This is a genomic window from Campylobacter corcagiensis, assembly GCF_013201645.1.
Taxonomy (GTDB): domain Bacteria; phylum Campylobacterota; class Campylobacteria; order Campylobacterales; family Campylobacteraceae; genus Campylobacter_B; species Campylobacter_B corcagiensis.
Genome location: NZ_CP053842.1, coordinates 109,462 through 128,371 on the forward strand (window position 1 = coordinate 109,462; position 18,910 = coordinate 128,371).

Sequence of the window (18,910 nt, forward strand, 5' to 3'; positions counted from 1 at the left end):
GTGGTTTTTTTATACTCAAAAGATTGTGGCGATGAGAGCTTAATAATAGATGGCGAGCAGTTTAAGCATCTAAAAGCAAGAAGGCTTAGCGTTGGCGATAGACAAGATGTTAGAAATTTAAAAGATGGATATAACTATATCTATGAGATAAAAAGCATGGATAGAAAAAGTGCAAATTTAGATCTTGTTTTTAAAAGTTCATCTTATGATTTTGCTAGCGATATCACCATAGCATGGGCAGTTGTAGAGGCTAGCGTGGTAGAAAAAACCCTGCCTTGCCTAAACGAGCTTGGAGTTAAGAAGCTATGTTTGGTTTATAGTGAATTTTCTCAAAGGGACACTAAATTTAGCACAGAAAGGCTAAAAAGAATTCTTATAAACTCATCACAACAGTGCGGGCGAAATTCTATAATGGATATAGAAATTTTTGAAAATATTAAAAATTTTAAAGCTAAATTTAATAATATTTGTTTAGTTGATTTTGAAGGTGAAAATTTAAATAACGCTAAAGTAGATGAAGTGCTATTTATAGGACCTGAAGGTGGGTTTTCAAAGAGAGAAAAAAGCGAGTTTAAAAGTTATAGTTTAGGTTTAAAAAGCATACTTCGTTCAAACACAGCTATTATTGCTACTGCTAGTAAGATGATTTTGTTTTAAATAGTTTTAAGTTAATTTATGATACAATCGCCACTTACTAAAAATTTTGTAACACCAAAAAGGAAATAAAAATGAAAAAAGAGATTCATCCAGAATATGTTGATTGCACTGTAACTTGTGCTTGCGGAAACACTTTTCAAACAAAATCAAACCAGAGTGAACTTAGAGTTGATATCTGTTCAGAGTGTCATCCATTTTTCACAGGTAGTGAGAAAATCGTTGACTCAGCAGGTAGAGTAGAGAAATTTAAGAAAAAGTATGGAATGAAATAATTGCTTTACCTTCTTCCTACACCAATAGGAAATTTATCTGATGTATCCTTTCACTCACTAGAAATTCTTAAAATTTGCGAAATTATACTGTGCGAGGATACAAGAGTTAGTAAAAAACTCCTAAATTTACTAGAAAACAGATTTGAGCTAAATTTTGCTGATAAAGAATTTGTCAGCGTTCACTCTCACAATGAAGAAAAAATCACAACTGAAATTTCAGATATTTTAAGAGATAAAATTTGTGTTTATATGAGCGATGCAGGTATGCCTTGTATAAGCGACCCTGGCGTTTATCTTGTAAGACACGCTCAAAATTTAGGCATTGCTTATGAAGTCATAAGCGGTTCAAACGCTACTTTGTTAGCAGCAGCTGCTAGTGGGATAGTTAAAAAAGAGTTTGTGTTTTTAAGTTTTTTACCAAATACTGGAAAAGAGCGAACAAAAGCAATAGAAAACGCCCTAAATTTAGCATATCCTGCGATAATTTATGAGTCTCCAAAGAGAATTTTATCACTTATAGAAGCTATTAGAGATTTAGATGAAAACCGCCAAATTTTTCTCATTAAAGAAGCAACAAAGAAATTTGAGAAAAAATTTTGGGGCAAAGTAAAAGATGTAGCAAATGCTTTAAAAGATGAGAATTTAAGTGGCGAGTGGAGCGTTGTGATTGATAAAAATCCAGCTAATTCTCAAGAAAAAATCTCACTTGATGACATAAATAATCTTGATATTCCACCAAAACAAAAGGCAAAACTTATTGCCAAAATCACAGGTGATAGTGTTAAAGATATCTACAATATCCTTACAAAATAAGCTAAATTTTAAACTTTATCTGATATTATTACAGCTATGATTATTTATGGAAAACAACTATTTTTACATTTACTAAAGCACCATAAGGATAAATTTGAAAAAATCTATCTTGCTAAAGAGCTTGATAAGCCTTTGTTTAAGGAGATTTCAAAGCTAAATTTAGATATTATCAAGGTTGATCCTAAAAAAGCACAAGCTTTAGCAAAAGGTGGAAATCATCAAGGCTTTTTAGCTGAAGTTAAAGAATTTGAGTTTAGTGATTTTAAAAGTTTAAAAAATTTTAACTCACTTGTGGTTTTGTATGGTCTTAGCGATGTTGGAAATATCGGAGCTATTTTAAGAACTGCTTACGCTTTAGGTGTAGAAGGCGTTATTGTTGTTGCCAAGAATTTACGCATGGAGGGTATAATTCGCTCAAGCTCTGCAGCGGCTTTTGAGATACCTATTGCCATGCATTGTGATGGTTTGACGCTGCTAAATGAGCTAAAACAAGCTGGTTTTACAACATATGTAGCAGATGCTGGTGGTGAAAATATAAATAATATAAAATTTAGTCAAAAAAAGGCTTTAATACTAGGCAGTGAAGGCGATGGAGTTCCACAAAAGGCGATTAGTAAGTGTGACAAAACAGTCGCTATTGGGATGAAAAATAGCTGGGATAGTTTAAATGTAAGTGCAGCTTTTGCGATAATTTGTTATAGGATGATGAATGAGTGATAAAACAGTAGATGGCGTAAAAAGACTTGCTGAGTTAGAGATTAGCGAGATAGTTAAAAAAACACATATTGAAGCTGAATATATAGAAGCGATAATTTCAAGAGATTTTGATAAATTAAAACATAAAAATGTCTATGCTTTTATAAAGATAATAGAGCGTGAATTTGGTGTTGATATGAGTACTTGGCTTGATGAGTATAAAGCAAGTATATCATTAGATGAAGAAAAAAGAGCCTTTGTTCCAGTTAGTTCAAGAGAGATAGTTATAAAAGATCGCAATAAACTTCCAAAAATTCTCTTTTGGTTGGTGCTAATTATAATTGCTGCTTGGGCTATTTTTAACTTTAAGCTTTATGATTTAACTAGGTTTAAAAGTGAAAACAACGCAACTTCTTACTCTTCAAATACCACAATGGTTGAGGTTGCAGGTGGTAAACTTGAAAATGTTGGTGTTGAGATAATAAGTCTTGATGAGCCACTTATAGTAACTGAGAATAACGAAACTGAAAATTTAAATGCTCTTGAAAAAAGTATAATTCTTCAAAGTGTTGATGATGAAAATATCACTAATGATAACATTGCAACTAATACCTTAGAAGATGAAACACCAACTGGGGCTAGTATTGTTCCATCTAATAATATCTGGATAGGAATAATTGACATTGCAACTAAGAAAAAATCAACTATCACAACAGATAAAGAGTACAAAATAGACTTAGATAAAGAACAGCTTATTCTTACAGGACACGGACTTTTTGAGCTTAAAATAGACGCAAAAAGTGAGAAATTTAACGATAAAAACCCACATAGACTTCACATAAAAGATGGTAAAGTTAACCAAATAAGCTATGATGAATTTTTAAAGCTAAATGGTGGCAAAGCTTGGTAAAAGCAAATTTTTAAAATTAGGATAAAATATGTTTGATGAGATTAGATTTAACACAATAGAGCGTCTTCCTAACTATATTTTTGCTGAGATAAATGCACTTAAATTGCAAGCAAGAAGAAATGGCGAGGATATTATAGATTTTTCTATGGGTAACCCAGATGGCAGAACGCCTGAGCATATTGTAGATAAGCTTTGTGAAAGTGCTAAAAAAGATAAAACTCATGGATACAGTGTATCTCAAGGAATTTATAAATTAAGACTTGCTTGTGCAAATTGGTACAAAAGAACCTATAATGTTGAGCTTGATCCAGAAACAGAAGTTGTAGCAACTATGGGAAGTAAAGAGGGCTTTGTACATCTAGCAACGGCTATTATAAATCCAGGCGATGTTGCAGTTGTGCCCGATCCAGCCTACCCGATACATACTCAAGCTTTTATTATAGCGGGCGGAAATGTTGTTAAAATGCCTTTAAAATATCAAGATGATTTTTGGCTTGATGAAGATGCGTTTTTTGCTGATTTAGAACAAACTTTTAAAGATAGCATACCAAAACCAAAGTATGTAGTAGTAAATTTTCCACATAATCCAACCACAGTTGTTGTAAATAAAAGCTTTTATGAAAAGCTAGTATCTATGGCTAAAAAAGAGAGATTTTATATAATTAGCGATATTGCTTATGCTGAGCTTACTTTTGGAGATTATAAAACTCCATCTATATTTGAAGTAGATGGTGCAAAAGATGTAGCCGTAGAGTCATATACTCTATCAAAAACTTACAATATGGCTGGTTGGAGAGTTGGCTTTATATGTGGAAACAAAAAGCTTGTAAGTGCCCTTAAAAAGATAAAGTCATGGTTTGATTATGGTATGTTTACGCCTATTCAAGTTGCAGCAACAATAGCTCTTGATGGACCACAAGATTGCATCTTAGAAAATAGAGCCAAATATGCAAAGAGAAAAGATGTACTGATTGAGGCATTTGAAAATAGCGGTTGGAGTTTAACTTCTCCAATTGCGTCAATGTTTATTTGGGCTAAAATTCCTAAAGATTTGCAGCATTTAGGAAGTTTAGAATTTTCCAAACAGCTATTAACAAAGGCTCATGTTGCAGTTAGTCCTGGCGCTGGATTTGGTTCAGCGGGTGATAAACACGTAAGAATTGCTCTTATAGAAAATGAAAATCGTATCCGTCAAGCTGCTAGAAATATTAAAGCTTATCTAAAAGAGGCTAAGTGAGAGTAGCTATTTTAGGTGTAGGTACAGTTGGAGCTTCAGTAGCAAATATACTACAAAAAAATGCCGGTATTATCTCAGCAAGAGCCGGAGAAAAAATAGAGCCAGTTGTTGGTGTTGTAAGAGATCTTAGCAGGGATAGAGGTGTTAGTATTCCTTTAACAGATGATTTACAAAGCGTTCTAGATAGAGATGATATTGATGTCTATGTAGAGCTTATGGGAGGCGTTGATAGTGCATTTGCTGCTGTTAGTAAGGTGCTTAAAAAAGGAAAATCTGTTGTAACTGCAAACAAAGCTATGCTTGCATATCACCGTTATGCTTTAGAAAAACTTGCAAAAGATAGTAGTTTTGGGTTTGAAGCAAGTGTTGGTGGTGGAATTCCAATCATTAAAGCTTTAAAAGAGGGTTTAAGTGCAAACCATATAAAAAAAATCGTTGGAATTTTAAATGGAACTAGTAATTATATACTAACTCAAATGATGGATACAAATGCAGATTTTCATGAGGCTTTAAAAAAAGCTCAAGATTTAGGCTATGCAGAAGCAGATCCAACTTTTGATATTGAGGGGCAAGATGCAGCTCATAAGCTTTTAGTTCTTAGTTCTATAGCATATGGAACTCATGGTAATCCAGAAGATATTTTAATTAAAGGAATAACTAAAATTTCAAGTGAAGATATATTTTTCGCAAAAGATTTTGAGTATGTTATAAAGCTTTTAGCAATTGCAAAAGTAAATGGCGATAAAGCAGAACTTAGAGTTCATCCAGCTCTTATTGATAAAGATAATATCTTAGCTAAAGTTGGCGGTGTTATGAATGGCATTAGCGTTTTTGGCGATGCGTTAGGTGAGAGTATGTATTATGGTCCTGGTGCTGGAGGAGATGCGACTGCAAGTGCTGTGATAGCTGATCTTATAGATATTACGCGTGGAAACAAAAACCCAATGCTTGGTTATAATAGTCCAGTTAATGCACTTAAACTTTTGCCAATTAGCGATATAAGAACTAAATACTATCTAAGAGTTAAAGTTGAAGATAGAGTAGGGGTTTTAGCTAAAATCACAAATGTAATGAGTGAAAATTCCATCTCTATTGATAGTTTTTTACAAAAACCAAGAAACAAAGAAGAAAAATATACAACATTATTTTTTACAACACATACTTGTAAAGAAAGTGATGTAAAAAGAGTTATGGATATACTTGAGCGTACTGAATTTGTCGTAAATAGACCGTTTATGATAAGGATAGAAAGCTGAGTTTAAAAAGCTATATTTTTGGGTTTAAGGCTGAAGATAAGGCAGTTAAATTTTTAAAAAATAGTGGCTTTGAGATAGTTGAGCGAAATTTTCACTCTAAATTTGGCGAGATAGACATCATCGCTAAAAATGGTGAAATTTTACACTTTATCGAGGTTAAAGCAACTAATGGCGAGTACGAGGCGATTTATAGAGTTACACCTTTAAAGCTAGAAAAGCTTTTGAAAACAATAAGGTTTTATCTTATGAAAAATAGCAAAGATGAGCTTTTTCAGCTTGATGTTTTGATTGTAGATAAAAGCGGTATAAGACTGGTTGAGAACATAACTAGTTGATGATTGTATTTAGAATAGATTAAATATATAAAGATAAAATTTAGACATTAAAATTTAAGGAGATATTATGTCAAAATACATAGAGTTAACATCAGCAAATTTTGCTGATGCAAAAAGTGGCGTTAGTTTAGTGGATTTTTGGGCTCCATGGTGCGGACCTTGCAGAATGCTTGCTCCAGTAATTAATGAGCTTGCCCAGGAATTTGAAGGCAAAGCAAAAATTTGTAAAGTAAATACAGATGAAGAGCAAGATTTAGCAGTTGAGTATGGTGTAAGAAGTATTCCAACTATGATATTTCTTAAAGATGGCGAAGTAAAAGATACTTTAGTAGGTGCTCAATCAAAGCAAGTTATCGCAGATAAATTAAATTCTCTTCTATAAAATTTGGGGCTTTTGCCCCATTATTACTCTTTAATAGTTTCATTATAAGTGTTATTATAAATTGATAATGATTATAATAAAACTTAGGAGAAATATATGATAGATTTAGCAATAATAGGTGGTGGACCAGCAGGGCTAAGTGCAGGACTTTATGCTACAAGAGGTGGTTTAAAAAATGTAGTTATGTTTGAAATGGGAATGCCGGGTGGACAAATTACAGGAAGCTCGGAGATGGAAAACTACCCTGGAGTTTCAACTGTAATGGACGGGATGTCTTTTATGGCACCATGGCAAGAGCAGTGTTTTAGATTTGGATTAAAACATGAGATGAAAAATGTTGCAAGAGTATCTAAAAATAGCGATGAGAGCTTCAGTATTTTTCTTGATGATGGAGGCGAGATAAGGGCAAAAGCTGTTATTGTTTGTACTGGATCAGAGCCAAGAAGAGCAGGTTTTAAGGGTGAAAATGAATTTTTTGGTCGTGGAGTTAGTACTTGTGCAACTTGCGATGGATTTTTTTATAAAAACAAAGAAGTAGCCGTTTTGGGTGGTGGTGATACTGCTTTGGAAGAGGCGATTTATCTTGCAAATATAGTTTCAAAAGTTTATCTAATTCACAGGAGAGATGGTTTTAGAGCTGCGCCTATTACGGTAGAAAAAGCAAAGAAAAATGAAAAAATAGAATTTATAACAAATGCTGTTGTTGATGAAGTTTATGGTGATCAAAGCGGCGTTACAGGCGTTAAAGTTAAATTTAAAAATGGCGATATAAGAGATCTAAAAGTTCCTGGAATTTTTACCTTTGTGGGTTTAAATGTTAGAAATAGTGTCATAAAAGATGAAAATGGAAATTTTATTTGCGAAACAACCCAAAGTGGACAGATAAAAGTAGATCTTAAGATGCAAACAAGCCTAAAAGGGCTCTACGCAGCTGGCGATATCAGACAAGACGCTCCAAAGCAAGTAGTTTCAGCAGCAGGAGATGGTGCAGTTGCTGCTCTATCGGCGATGAGCTATATTGAGAGTTTAAAATAAGGGCTTAAGCCCTTATGAATTTCTATTTTTATAAATTTTATAATTAATACAAAATCCAAATGCTTATAAATTTATATGATAAATAAGCAAATAAACTAACTTTAAAATTTTAGTCATCTCTTAACTAAATTTGGTATAATCAAAGTAAAATTTCATAAAGGAAAAATATGGTAAATGTTGGTATTAATGGCTGTAATGGCAGAATGGGAAGGATGATACAAGAGTGCTTAAAAGATAGTGATAATGCAAAATTTTATGCAGGTTTTGATAGAGAAGCAGGAAGTTTAGAAGAGCTTTTTGGTAGTGATGTAATAATAGACTTTAGTTTAAATTTAGGGACAAAATCACTTTTAAATTTCGCTAAAAATCATCCAAAACCTTTAGTTATCGGTACAACAGGACTTGATAATGAAACTAAAACTTTGCTAAATGTATGCTCAAAAAATATGCCAATTTTATATGCTACAAATATGAGTCTAGGTGTAGCAGTTTTAAACCGTTTAGCGTATTTGGCTAGCAAAGCTTTAAAAGATTATGATGCTGAGATAGTAGAGATGCATCATAAGCATAAAAAAGATGCTCCAAGTGGCACGGCTTTAACTTTAGCTAAAGAGATTGCAAATGCTAGAAATTTAGATCTTGATAAGGTAAGAGTTAGTGGTAGAGATGGAGATGTTGGTGAAAGAAGCAAAGATGAGATAGCGGTTATGTCCTTAAGGGGTGGTGATATAGTTGGACGCCATACGGCAGGATTTTATACAGATGGTGAGTTTATAGAGCTAAATCACACAGCAACATCAAGAGCAACGTTTGCAAATGGAGCGATAAAAGCGGCATTGTGGCTAGTTAATCAAAAACCAGGATTATACTCCATAAATGATTGTTTAGGATTTTAAAATGTGTGCAGTTGTAGGAATCATTAACTCAAAAGATGCAGCCAGAACTGCTTATTACGCACTTTTTGCGATGCAGCATCGTGGTCAAGAAGCAAGCGGAATAAGCGTTAGCTTTAATCACCACATAAAAACATATAAAAATTTAGGATTAGTAAACGAAGTTTTTAATAATGAAAATTTGTCAACCCTTAAAGGTAACATGGCTATCGGTCACAACCGCTACGGTACAGCTGGAAGCAAGGAGAGCAAAGATGCTCAACCAATAGCCGCAAATTACTTATTAGGTGAGATTTCCATAGCTCATAATGGAAATTTAACAAATAATAAAGAAGTGCGAGATAAACTCATAGCAGAGGGTGCGATTTTTCATACAAATATGGATAGTGAAAATATCATCCACCTAATAGCAAGGAGTAAAAAAGAGCACTTGCAAGAGCGTATTGTAGAGGCTTTGGGTGAGATAAAGGGTGCATATTGTTTACTTGTAATGAGTAGGTCTAAGATGTTTGTAGTAAGGGATAAGTACGGCATTAGACCATTAAGCATAGGAAGACTAAAAGATGGCGGATACATTGTTGCTAGCGAGACTTGTGCGTTTGATCTAGTGGGGGCTGAATTTATTAGAGATGTCAATCCTGGCGAGATGATCATTTTTGAAGAAGGAAGTAATAGTTTTGAAAGCATTGAGCTTTTTAACGCTCAAGCACCTAGAATTTGTGCATTTGAGTATATATATTTTGCTAGGCCTGATAGTACAGTTGAGGGCAAAAATGTCTATGAAGTTCGTAAAAATATCGGCAAAGTCTTAGCTAAAAAGAGTAAAATAAAAGCTGATATGGTCGTTCCTGTACCAGATAGTGGCGTTCCAGCAGCTCTTGGATATGCCTTTGAGAGCGGACTACCTTTTGAGATGGCTATAGTTAGAAATCACTATGTAGGTAGAACTTTTATTGAGCCAACGCAAGAAATGAGAAATTTAAAGGTTAAACTTAAATTAAATCCTATGGGTGAAATTTTAAAAGGTAAAAGCATAGTTGTGGTTGATGATAGCATCGTTAGGGGAACAACATCTAAAAAGATAGTCGAGCTTTTACGCCATGCAGGGGCAAAAGAGATACACTTTAGAGTTGCTGCTCCTGAGATAAAATTTCCTGATGTGTATGGCATTGATACCCCTACAAAAGATGAGCTAATAAGTCATAAAATGAGCGTAGAAGAGGTTAGAGAGTACATCGGGGCTGATAGCTTGGAGTTTTTAAGCTTAGATGAGCTAGTTAGTGGAATTGGCAGCGAGAGAAAGTACTCACTTGTTAGCTTTGATGGGGACTATTTCGTTAAATAAGATGGATTTAAATAGATAAAAAGTTTAAATTTTTAAAATTTAAACTTTTTGATATGATTTTCTGGAAATTTAGAATTTAGATTTTTCTTGAATTTTTCTCATCTATTCCACTTATGCCATTTCTTTTTGCTAACTCATCTAAGATTTGGTTTGGGTGGATATTGTGAGCTGCTAAAGATATAAAAAGATGAAAGACCAAATCACTTGCTTCATAAACTACATCATACGAAGGATTTCCATCTATATGTTCGCCAAATTTTTCACGCTTTAAGTCTTTGTAATTTTCAAATTTACTTAGATCTTTACAAGCAAGAGCAAATTCTCCTGCTTCTTCACAGATTTTTTTAAGCATAGCATTTTCGCCTCTTTTAAAAAGCTTAGCAACATATGAATTTTCAGGACTTGCGTTTAGTTTTCTATCAAGTATAGTGTGATAAAGCTCATCAATTATATCATAAGCACTAACTTTAGTTGGGGCTAGAATTTCACTTTTGCTATTTAAAGAATCAACTTTTGTATAAAAGCAGCTTTTTCTACCTGTATGGCATGCTACGCCGTTTTGCCTTACTTTTAAAAGCACGCTGTCGCTATCGCAGTCTAGAAAAATCTCCTTTACTTCTTGAGTGTGACCACTTGTTTCGCCCTTCATCCATAAAGTATTTCTAGATCTTGAGAAGTAGTGGGCAAAGCCTGTTTTTATGGTAAGCTCATAGGCTTTTTTATCCATATATCCAAGCATTAAAACCTCACCATTTTCTAGATCTTGAGCAATAGCAGGCACTAGCCCCTTACTAAAGTCTATCACTGTATTTTTCCTTCAAAATAATCACTTGATGATGTTGGCGTATAGCCTTGTTTGCTGTTTTGTCCGCTTATACTTGGGCGAATTTTATCTTTGGTATCTACCCATATATTTGGCACTGCTCCACCAGGAGTTAGGAAAATTTTAGCATCTTTATTTTCACGAAGTGCTTCGTTAAATTTAGCTTGAGTTTCAATCTGTTTCATTGATAAAATGTTATTATCTAAGCTTTTTGCTATTTCTATATTAGCATACGCTTCAGCATCAGCTTCTACTTTTTTAGCATCAGCTCTACCCTGAGCCTCTATAATAGTTGCTTGAGCTGTACCTTCAGCAAGAGCAGCTTTTTTAAGTGCTTCTTGATTTGCTCTTTCTACTTCGTATTTTGCTCTTTCAGCTTCTTGTTTGGCGATTTGAACTCTTTCAATTTGTTCGCGTATTTTTTGAGGAAGTATTATCTCTCTTAGCTGTATAGCGTGAACATCAACTGGTTTACTTGCAATTCCATGAATATTATCAGTTATCTCTTTTGTAATAGCTGCTGAAATTTCACCTCTTTTTGTTGGAATTTCTTCAGCTGTAAATTTACCTACAACTCTAAGGATAACATCTCTAACTGTTCTATCTACTATCTTGCTTTCCCAAGATGGTCCCCAAGAAGCAATAGTGTTTGGTGCTGTGTTTTCATTTAAGCTATATTGAACGGTTAAATCTATACTAACTGGAAGGTTTCTTGAATCAGGCACTGAAATAGCACTCATTCTAATAATTCCTGAGTTTTTATCAGTTGAGCCACTTACATCAACATTTGTATAATCAATGGTTCTAACTCTTGTATCAACTATAAAAACCTCTTGCATAAAAGGAATGAAAAAGTGAAGACCTGGTTGAAGAGGGGTGTTTTCATACTTTTGCCAAGTTGATTTTATTCCAACATAACCTGATTCTATCGTTACAAATGGCCTAAATAAAACTAGCAAAAATATAAGTCCAGCTATCGTATAAATAGCCCATGAAAATTTACCAAATCCTTTAAAATCTGGCATTTTCATATTGCTAAAGTCTGGACCTTTGAAGTTTCCACCACCACCGCTGTTATTATTGTTGTTTCTTTTCTTGTTAAAATAGTCATTTAAATCTGCTGGCATATCTTTCCTTATTTTACATATGTCAAGTAGTGCTCATATCTGCTGTCTTCGCCTCTAACAGCAGCAAAATAAGCTTTTTGAAGTTTGCTTGTTATTTCACCCATCTCTCCACTTCCTATAACCCTAGCGTCAATATTAGTAATAGGCGTTACTTCAGCTGCTGTTCCTGTAAAAAATGCTTCATCTGAAGTGTATACTTCATCTCTTGAGATTCTTCTTCTTTCTACTTTAAAGCCTAAATCTTTGGCTATTTCTATAACTGTTGCTTGTGTGATTGACTCTAGGCTTGTATCATTTGGCGGAGTGATTATAACGCCATCTTTTACGATGAAAAAGCACTCGCCACTTCCTTCAGCTACAAATCCACTAGCATCTAAAAGAAGTGCTTCATCATACCCAGCCTCTAAAGCTTCAAAATTTGCCATTTGAGAGTTAAAGTAGTTTGCACTTGCTTTTGCTTTTGCCATCATAGCATTTGGCGCTGGTTTTGCCCATGATGAAATTTTAACTTTTATACCTTTTTTAAGAGCTTCTTCGCCCATATAAGCGCCCCATTGCCACGCTACCATAGCAACTTGTGTAGGTGAGCCTTTGTGCGAAACACCCATTGAGCCATAACCTAAAAAAACAAGTGGTCTAAGATAGACTGTATCTGTAAAATCGTTAGCTTTTACCACATCAATTTGAGCTTTTAGTAGCTCTTCATAACTATAAGGGATATTTATAAGGCAAGCTTTTGCTGAGTTTATAAGTCTTTTTGTGTGTTCTTCAAGTCTAAAAATCGCTATGCCTTTATCTGTTTGGTATGCTCTAACGCCTTCAAATACAGCATTTCCATAATGAAGTGAGTGAGTTAAAACATGGACAGTTGCATCTTTCCAATCTATAAGTTTTCCATCTATCCAAATCTTTTTGGCTTCGTTTATTTTTGCCATCTTTTTTGCCTTTCTTATGTTAAAATTAAAATTCAATAATACCAAAAATTTGGTTAATCTTTAGTCAAATTCATAAATTTAGATAAATTTCTAACTATTTACTGCTTTTTGTTAGAATAATTTTGAAATTTTTAAAAAAGGAAATTACTAATGCCATATGTAAGTATTAAATTTTCAAGTCCTATGCCTACAAAGGATGAGCAAGATCAAGTAGCAAAAGAGATAACTGAGATCTTAGTTAAAAATTTAGGCAAAAATCCTGATAGAACAGTGATAACTTTTGAAGAGGTTAAAGCTGAGAGTTTTTACTTCGCAGGAGATAGCGTAGCTAATAAAAGGAGCAAAAATGGCTGAGTTTTCACAAGAAGATTTAGAAAGAAAAGTTACATTAAAACCAGGTGATAAAGCTCCAGATTTTACGCTTTTAAATAGCGATGGAGTAGAAATTTCACTACATGATTTTAAAGGCAAAAAAGTTGTACTTTATTTTTATCCAAAAGACAACACTCCAGGGTGCACCACAGAAGCGTGTGAATTTAGCCAAAACTATGATGATTTTATAGCAAATGATAGCGTTATAATCGGCATTAGCCCTGACTCGACCCAAAGTCATGCTAAATTTATTGATAAACATAGCCTTAAGCATATTTTATTAAGCGATGAGCAAAAAGAAGTTGCAAAAGCTTATGGTGTTTGGCAGGTTAGAAAAAACTACGGAAGAGAGTATTTAGGAATCGTAAGAACGACTTTTGTTATCGATGAAGATGGCAAAATTTTAAAAGTCTATAAAAGCGTTAAGGCAAAAGATCACGCTGCAAAAGTTTTAGCTGATCTTACAAAAGAGTAGAATTTTTGGTAGTTCAGATTTGCTGTTCGGTGGATTTTGCCTATTTTCTTAAAAGGCTTCGTGATGAGTATCCAAATGAAAAGATTGTAGGATACTTTTACAACCCAAATATCCATCCTTACGCTGAATATATGCTTCGCTACTATGATACTGTAAGAATTGCTAAAAAATACGGTATCGAAGTAGAGCTTGGAAGCTATGATTTAGAGCGTTGGATGGACTGTGTTAAGGGGCAAGAAATGGAGCCTGAGCGTGGAGAAAGGTGCCAAAGTTGTTTTGATTTTAGGATGGAAGAAACAGCTAAATTTGCTGTAAAAAATAGTGAAAATCTAATAACAACTACTCTTTTAATGAGTCCAAAAAAAACTCACGCTCAACTTGAAAAAAGTTTAAGCGAAATTTGTGATAAATACTGGCTAAATTTCATAGCACCTGATTATAGAAAAGGTGGCGGAACGCAGGCCCAAATGAAGCTAGCTAAGGATGAAAAGCTTTATCATCAAAAATTTTGTGGCTGTATTTATGGCTTAAAAGCTATGAATAAATTTAGCCTTGAAGCTGATCTTTTTAGCCCAATAAATAGACAAATTCTGCCTAATAGTATAGAACAAAGAGCTAAATTTTATGCCCAAGATTTTAAAGATAAAAGCATCAAAAAAGACAAATTTATAAACTACAGACTTTTAAAAGGGGTTGTTAAATTTAACCAAAAAGCGGTAAAGAGCTATTTTTTATTTAACTCTCATTTTGATAGAAATTTTATAAAATTTAGCATCGATAAAGAGTGTGATGAGTTTTACGCTGATAAAGAGTGCGTTTTACTACTTTCGTTTGCTAAATTTTGTGAAATTTCTAAAGTGAAATTTAAAAGCTTTGATGAGTTTTTAGCTACTACTTTAAGTGTTAGCGATGAGTTAGAAATTAGGGCTAAAATTTTTGGTTACTATAGTTTTTCGCCAATTATAATCGTTGAAAAACTACAAAAAGCAGAGGTTAAAATAGAAGCAATCAGTAAAATTTACTCAGATATTAGGGAAATTTTAGTTTGATTTTGATAAAATGATTAGTTTAGTTAAATTTTTAAGGTTGAGATATGAATGTTACACAGATAATGGAAATTTTACCACATAGATACCCTTTTTTACTTATAGATAAAGTTATTGATATTGAGCCAAATAAGACAATTACAGCGATAAAAAATGTCACAATTGGCGAGCCTGTTTTTGGGGGTCATTTTCCAGGTCATCCAATCTATCCAGGGGTTATGATTTTAGAAGGAATGGCACAAGCTGGCGGAGTTTTGGCGTTTAAGAGTATGGATAATGAAGAGGATTTAAAAGATAAAGTTGTATATTTTATGAGCATTGATAAGGCTAAATTTAGAAGCCCAATTCGCCCAGGAGATAGAATCACTTATAAAATAAAAACAATCAAACATCGTGGTAGAATTTGGGTTTTAAAAGGCGAAGCATATGTTGATGACAAACTCTCAGCCGAGGCTGAACTTCAAGCAATGATAATGGATAAATAGATGAATATTCACAAAACTGCCATCATTGAAGATGGTGCAACTATTGGCGAAAATGTTAAAATCGAAGCTTATGCTTTTATTAGTAGCAAGGCAAAAATAGGTGCAAACTCAATCATAAAGCAAGGAGCTAGAGTTGTGGGCGATACAACAATAGGTGAAAATTCCAAAATTTTTAGCTATGCAGTTGTTGGGGAAATTCCACAAGATATGAGTTTTCAAGATGGTGAGAAAACAGGGCTTATCATTGGTAAAAACGCAACAATTCATGAATTTTGTACGATAAATTCAGGTTCACATAAAGGCGATGGTTTTACAAGAGTTGGTGATAATGCTTTCATAATGGCGTATTGTCATATCGCTCATGATTGTAGTTTGGGAAATAATGTGATTTTAGCTAATAACGCAACCCTAGCAGGGCATGTGGAACTAGGAGATTATGCTGTTATTGGTGGGCTTACCCCAGTTCATCAGTTTGTAAAAATTGGACAAAGTTGCATGATAGCAGGGGCTTCTGCTCTTAGTCAAGATATTCCTCCATTTTGCCTAGCAGAGGGAAATAGAGCTTATGTTAGAGGGCTAAATTTAATAGGAATTAGAAGAAGGTTTGATAAAGAAAAAGTTGAGAGTATTAACAAAGCTTATAAATTTATCTTTAATCAAGGCGTGAGCATAAAAGAGCAAGCTGAAATTTTGCTTAGTCAAACAAGTGATGAAAATGTTAAAGATATGTGTGAGTTTATAATAAATACAAAGCGTGGAATCCCACTAAATAAAGGAAAAGAGCAATGATAAAAAAGTGTAGTTTTTGTGGCGGAAATGATGGTGATGGACGCAGAATTTTTCCAAACGATACAAAAGACGCTTTTATCTGTGAGTATTGTATAGATGCAGCTTATGAAGTAGTTCATGGCGGAGAGATTCTTGATATCAAAGATGAGAGTGATAAAACTCCAAAAGATATAGAGGATATAACTCCTAAAAAATTAAAAGAGGTTTTAGATAGCTATGTTGTAGGCCAAGAAAAAGCAAAAAAAACCTTTAGTGTTGGAATTTATAACCACTATAAGAGAATTTTTAGACAAGATGAGGCTCAAGAAGACGATACAGAAATTTCAAAATCAAATATACTTTTAATTGGTCCAACAGGAAGTGGTAAAACCTTAATGGCTCAAACTTTGGCTAAATTTCTAGATGTGCCTATTGCAATTAGTGATGCTACGAGTTTAACTGAGGCTGGATATGTGGGTGAAGATGTAGAAAATATCCTTACTCGTCTGCTTCAAGCAGCAGATGGCGATGTAAAAAAAGCAGAACAAGGCATAGTTTTTGTTGATGAGATGGATAAAATCGCTAGAATGAGTGAAAATCGCTCAATCACAAGAGATGTAAGTGGTGAAGGCGTTCAACAAGCTCTTTTGAAGATAATAGAAGGAAGTGTGGTAAATATCCCACCAAAAGGTGGCAGAAAGCATCCTAATCAAGAATTTATCCAAATAGATACATCAAATATCTTATTTATATGTGCGGGAGCTTTTGATGGGTTAAATGAGATAATAAACCGCCGTATTGGACAAAATGTTCTTGGATTTGGGCAAGAAAAACGCACAAAAAGCGAAAGTGAAAATTTAATACATCTGGTTGAACCTGATGATTTAGTTCACTATGGCATAATTCCAGAACTAATTGGTAGACTTCATGCAGTAGCTACTTTAGAAGAACTTGATGAAGATGCGATGGTGAGAATTCTTACAGAGCCAAAAAATGCTATCTTAAAGCAGTATCAAAAGATATTTGCTATTGATGGTGTGACTTTAGAATTTGAAGATAATGCTTTAAAAGAGATAGCAAATTTAGCCCTTAATAGAAAAACAGGAGCAAGAGGTTTAAGAAGTATTATGGAAGAGATTATGCTTGATACGATGTTTGATTTACCTGAACTTAAGGGTTATAAAGTTGTTGTGACAAAAGACGTTGTTAATGGTAGTCAAAAGCCGATTTTGATAAAGCAAGATATACTGAGTGCATAAAGGATAAATATGATTTTAGATAGTATTTTAGGGTTTTTTTCAAGTGATATGGGGATAGATTTAGGAACAGCAAATACACTTATTTTAGTTAAAGATAAAGGTATTATTATAAACGAACCAAGTGTTGTAGCAGTTGAGAATACCAGATATGGCAAACAAAAAATCCTAGCAGTAGGACACGAAGCAAAAGATATGGTTGGTAAAACACCTGGCGATATTGAGGCTATTAGACCTATGAAAGATGGAGTTATAGCTGACTTTGATATGACTGAGAGAATGATAAGGTATTTTATAGAAAAAACCCACAAAAGAAAGAGTTTTGTAAGTCCTAGAATAGTTATATCTGTACCTTATGGTCTAACTCAAGTAGAAAGAAAAGCTGTTAGAGATAGTGCTTTGATGGCTGGAGCAAGAGAGGTTTTCTTAATAGAAGAGCCAATGGCAGCAGCTATAGGGGCTGGACTTCCTGTAGAGGAGCCAAAAGGAAGCCTTGTTGTTGATATCGGTGGTGGAACAACTGAGATAGGTGTTATATCACTTGGTGGTCTGGTTATTAGTAAATCAGTAAGAGTTGCTGGAGATAAATTTAACTCAAGTATTGTTAACTACATAAAAGAAAAATATAACCTTTTAATAGGTGAGCGAACTGGTGAAGATATAAAAGTAAAGGTTGGAACAGCCATTCAGCTTCCAAAAGAGCTAGTTACAGTTGTAAAAGGAAAAGATCAAATTACAGGACTTTTAAGTAGAATAGAACTAAGCAGCGAAGATGTCAGAGAGGCAATGAGAGAGCCACTTAAAGAGATAGCAGATTCGTTAAAAAGCGTTTTAGAACTTATGCCACCAGATCTTGCAGCTGATATTGTAGAAAATGGTATCGTTTTAACAGGCGGTGGGGCACTTATTAGAGGTATAGATAAATATTTAAGTGATATTGTAAAACTTCCTGTGTATGTTGCAGATGAGCCACTACTGGCTGTTGCGAAGGGAACAGGTAAATCTTTAGAGTCTATAAGTACATTAAGACAACTAACCAATGAGTAAAATAAAACCACTCATTTTTATAGCGATACTTGTTTTTGTATCTCTATATTTTGGCTCAGCTATACAAAGTAAAAGTGTAGGTGTTAGTAGCCAAGTGGTTAGTTTTTTTAAAGATGTTAAAGATATTATTAGTTTTAAGATTACTCAACATATTCATAAAAATAGACAGGTAAGAGAACTTACAGCAGAGAACAAAGAGTTGGAAAAAAGAGCACTCTTGCTTAATACTTTTGCTTATGAGTTAAATCAAATTTTAAAAGATACAAACTCTTTACAGTTTAGTCCTAATGCTGTACTAATTAGAACAACTTCATATGTAAATATAAGTGATTATTCTAAATTTTGGGTGGATTTTAAAGGCTTTAAGGATGGTGAAATTTATGGAGTTATATATGGTGGAAATAGCGCTGGAATAGTAGTTAGCAAAGATAATAACCCAATGCTAGTACTTCAAAATGATCCATTATCATCTTTTTCAGTCTCTATCGGATTTGATGAAATTCCAGCAGTTGCAGTAGGAGATGGTGTAAATTTGATTGCTAAATTTATACCTCAATGGCTTAGTCCAAATGTAGGGGACGAGGTATTTACTAGCGGACTTGATGAGATATTTTTTGCGGGTGTTCCAGTTGGAGTGGTTAAAGAAGTTATAGATGAGGATTTATATAAAAGTGCTGTAATAGAGCCTTATTTCAAGGAAAATAGTCCAGCATTTTTATATGCAGTCACTAAAGTTAGATAGCAA

General features: G+C 33.8%; 23 protein-coding genes. 20 read left to right on the forward strand and 3 right to left on the reverse strand.

Annotated features, from left to right (window positions below):
* The 12 genes from CCORG_RS00645 (at position 1) to purF (ending at position 9,831) form a co-directional block, all read left to right on the forward strand.
* Positions 1 to 657: a 16S rRNA (uracil(1498)-N(3))-methyltransferase gene (locus tag CCORG_RS00645; protein ID WP_025802439.1), complete on the forward strand. Its 657-nt coding sequence runs from the start codon at positions 1 to 3 to the stop codon at positions 655 to 657.
* Between the two features lie 71 nt (positions 658 to 728).
* On the forward strand, positions 729 to 929 hold the full coding sequence (gene rpmE / locus CCORG_RS00650) for a 50S ribosomal protein L31 (protein ID WP_025802441.1): 201 nt from the start codon (positions 729 to 731) through the stop codon (positions 927 to 929).
* Positions 930 to 1,742, forward strand: coding sequence for a 16S rRNA (cytidine(1402)-2'-O)-methyltransferase (gene rsmI, locus CCORG_RS00655; protein ID WP_025802443.1), 813 nt, complete (start codon positions 930 to 932; stop codon positions 1,740 to 1,742).
* Between the two features lie 36 nt (positions 1,743 to 1,778).
* On the forward strand, positions 1,779 to 2,459 hold the full coding sequence (gene rlmB, locus CCORG_RS00660) for a 23S rRNA (guanosine(2251)-2'-O)-methyltransferase RlmB (RefSeq protein WP_025802445.1): 681 nt from the start codon (positions 1,779 to 1,781) through the stop codon (positions 2,457 to 2,459).
* Positions 2,452 to 3,348: a helix-turn-helix domain-containing protein gene (locus tag CCORG_RS00665; protein ID WP_025802447.1), complete on the forward strand. Its 897-nt coding sequence runs from the start codon at positions 2,452 to 2,454 to the stop codon at positions 3,346 to 3,348. Before rlmB ends, CCORG_RS00665 begins: the two co-directional genes overlap by 8 nt.
* Positions 3,349 to 3,376: 28 nt before the next feature.
* Positions 3,377 to 4,585, forward strand: a complete 1,209-nt coding sequence (locus CCORG_RS00670) for an LL-diaminopimelate aminotransferase (protein WP_025802449.1) — start codon at positions 3,377 to 3,379, stop codon at positions 4,583 to 4,585.
* On the forward strand, positions 4,582 to 5,841 hold the full coding sequence (locus CCORG_RS00675; RefSeq protein ID WP_025802451.1) for a homoserine dehydrogenase: 1,260 nt from the start codon (positions 4,582 to 4,584) through the stop codon (positions 5,839 to 5,841). Before CCORG_RS00670 ends, CCORG_RS00675 begins: the two co-directional genes overlap by 4 nt.
* The gene (locus CCORG_RS00680; RefSeq protein WP_081755061.1) at positions 5,838 to 6,176 is read left to right on the forward strand and encodes a YraN family protein; all 339 of its coding nucleotides are present in this window, start codon (positions 5,838 to 5,840) and stop codon (positions 6,174 to 6,176) included. Before CCORG_RS00675 ends, CCORG_RS00680 begins: the two co-directional genes overlap by 4 nt.
* 67 nt (positions 6,177 to 6,243) lie before the next feature.
* The gene (gene trxA / locus CCORG_RS00685) at positions 6,244 to 6,558 is read left to right on the forward strand and encodes a thioredoxin (protein WP_025802453.1); all 315 of its coding nucleotides are present in this window, start codon (positions 6,244 to 6,246) and stop codon (positions 6,556 to 6,558) included.
* Between the two features lie 96 nt (positions 6,559 to 6,654).
* Positions 6,655 to 7,593, forward strand: a complete 939-nt coding sequence (gene trxB / locus CCORG_RS00690) for a thioredoxin-disulfide reductase (RefSeq protein ID WP_025802455.1) — start codon at positions 6,655 to 6,657, stop codon at positions 7,591 to 7,593.
* 167 nt (positions 7,594 to 7,760) lie between these two features.
* Entirely contained in the window at positions 7,761 to 8,489 is a 729-nt protein-coding gene (gene dapB / locus CCORG_RS00695) for a 4-hydroxy-tetrahydrodipicolinate reductase (protein ID WP_025802456.1), read from the forward strand.
* A gap of 1 nt (position 8,490) precedes the next feature.
* Positions 8,491 to 9,831: an amidophosphoribosyltransferase gene (gene purF, locus CCORG_RS00700; protein WP_025802458.1), complete on the forward strand. Its 1,341-nt coding sequence runs from the start codon at positions 8,491 to 8,493 to the stop codon at positions 9,829 to 9,831.
* Between the two features lie 76 nt (positions 9,832 to 9,907).
* Here purF and hisIE read toward each other — a convergent pair whose 3' ends face one another.
* Genes hisIE through CCORG_RS00715 form a run of 3 tightly spaced genes read right to left on the reverse strand, consistent with a single transcriptional unit; the run spans position 9,908 to position 12,707 of the window.
* Entirely contained in the window at positions 9,908 to 10,636 is a 729-nt protein-coding gene (gene hisIE / locus CCORG_RS00705) for a bifunctional phosphoribosyl-AMP cyclohydrolase/phosphoribosyl-ATP diphosphatase HisIE (RefSeq protein ID WP_025802460.1), read from the reverse strand.
* Complete coding sequence (locus CCORG_RS00710) at positions 10,633 to 11,781, reverse strand: SPFH domain-containing protein (protein WP_025802462.1); 1,149 nt, start codon at positions 11,779 to 11,781, stop codon at positions 10,633 to 10,635. Before CCORG_RS00710 ends, hisIE begins: the two co-directional genes overlap by 4 nt.
* Before the next feature lie 8 nt (positions 11,782 to 11,789).
* Positions 11,790 to 12,707 (reverse strand): branched-chain amino acid transaminase, encoded by a 918-nt coding sequence (locus CCORG_RS00715; RefSeq protein WP_025802464.1) that lies wholly within the window; start codon positions 12,705 to 12,707, stop codon positions 11,790 to 11,792.
* Between the two features lie 159 nt (positions 12,708 to 12,866).
* Between CCORG_RS00715 and CCORG_RS00720 the strand changes: the two genes are divergently transcribed.
* Genes CCORG_RS00720 through mreC form a run of 8 tightly spaced genes read left to right on the forward strand, consistent with a single transcriptional unit; the run spans position 12,867 to position 18,907 of the window.
* Positions 12,867 to 13,070 (forward strand): tautomerase family protein, encoded by a 204-nt coding sequence (locus tag CCORG_RS00720; RefSeq protein WP_025802466.1) that lies wholly within the window; start codon positions 12,867 to 12,869, stop codon positions 13,068 to 13,070.
* Positions 13,063 to 13,563 (forward strand): thioredoxin-dependent thiol peroxidase, encoded by a 501-nt coding sequence (bcp, locus tag CCORG_RS00725; RefSeq protein ID WP_025802468.1) that lies wholly within the window; start codon positions 13,063 to 13,065, stop codon positions 13,561 to 13,563. Before CCORG_RS00720 ends, bcp begins: the two co-directional genes overlap by 8 nt.
* Before the next feature lie 5 nt (positions 13,564 to 13,568).
* Positions 13,569 to 14,612 (forward strand): epoxyqueuosine reductase QueH, encoded by a 1,044-nt coding sequence (locus tag CCORG_RS00730; RefSeq protein ID WP_034971382.1) that lies wholly within the window; start codon positions 13,569 to 13,571, stop codon positions 14,610 to 14,612.
* Positions 14,613 to 14,656: 44 nt separating this feature from the next.
* Positions 14,657 to 15,094, forward strand: coding sequence for a 3-hydroxyacyl-ACP dehydratase FabZ (gene fabZ / locus CCORG_RS00735; RefSeq protein WP_025802470.1), 438 nt, complete (start codon positions 14,657 to 14,659; stop codon positions 15,092 to 15,094).
* Positions 15,095 to 15,883, forward strand: coding sequence for an acyl-ACP--UDP-N-acetylglucosamine O-acyltransferase (gene lpxA / locus CCORG_RS00740; protein WP_025802472.1), 789 nt, complete (start codon positions 15,095 to 15,097; stop codon positions 15,881 to 15,883).
* The gene (clpX, locus tag CCORG_RS00745) at positions 15,880 to 17,121 is read left to right on the forward strand and encodes an ATP-dependent protease ATP-binding subunit ClpX (RefSeq protein ID WP_025802474.1); all 1,242 of its coding nucleotides are present in this window, start codon (positions 15,880 to 15,882) and stop codon (positions 17,119 to 17,121) included. The genes lpxA and clpX overlap by 4 nt, the downstream gene beginning before the upstream one ends.
* A 9-nt stretch (positions 17,122 to 17,130) precedes the next feature.
* Positions 17,131 to 18,165 carry a rod shape-determining protein gene (locus CCORG_RS00750; RefSeq protein ID WP_025802476.1) on the forward strand — a complete coding sequence of 345 codons (1,035 nt, stop codon included), beginning with the start codon at positions 17,131 to 17,133 and terminating at the stop codon, positions 18,163 to 18,165.
* Positions 18,158 to 18,907, forward strand: coding sequence for a rod shape-determining protein MreC (gene mreC, locus CCORG_RS00755; RefSeq protein WP_025802478.1), 750 nt, complete (start codon positions 18,158 to 18,160; stop codon positions 18,905 to 18,907). The genes CCORG_RS00750 and mreC overlap by 8 nt, the downstream gene beginning before the upstream one ends.
* Positions 18,908 to 18,910 lie beyond the last annotated feature (3 nt).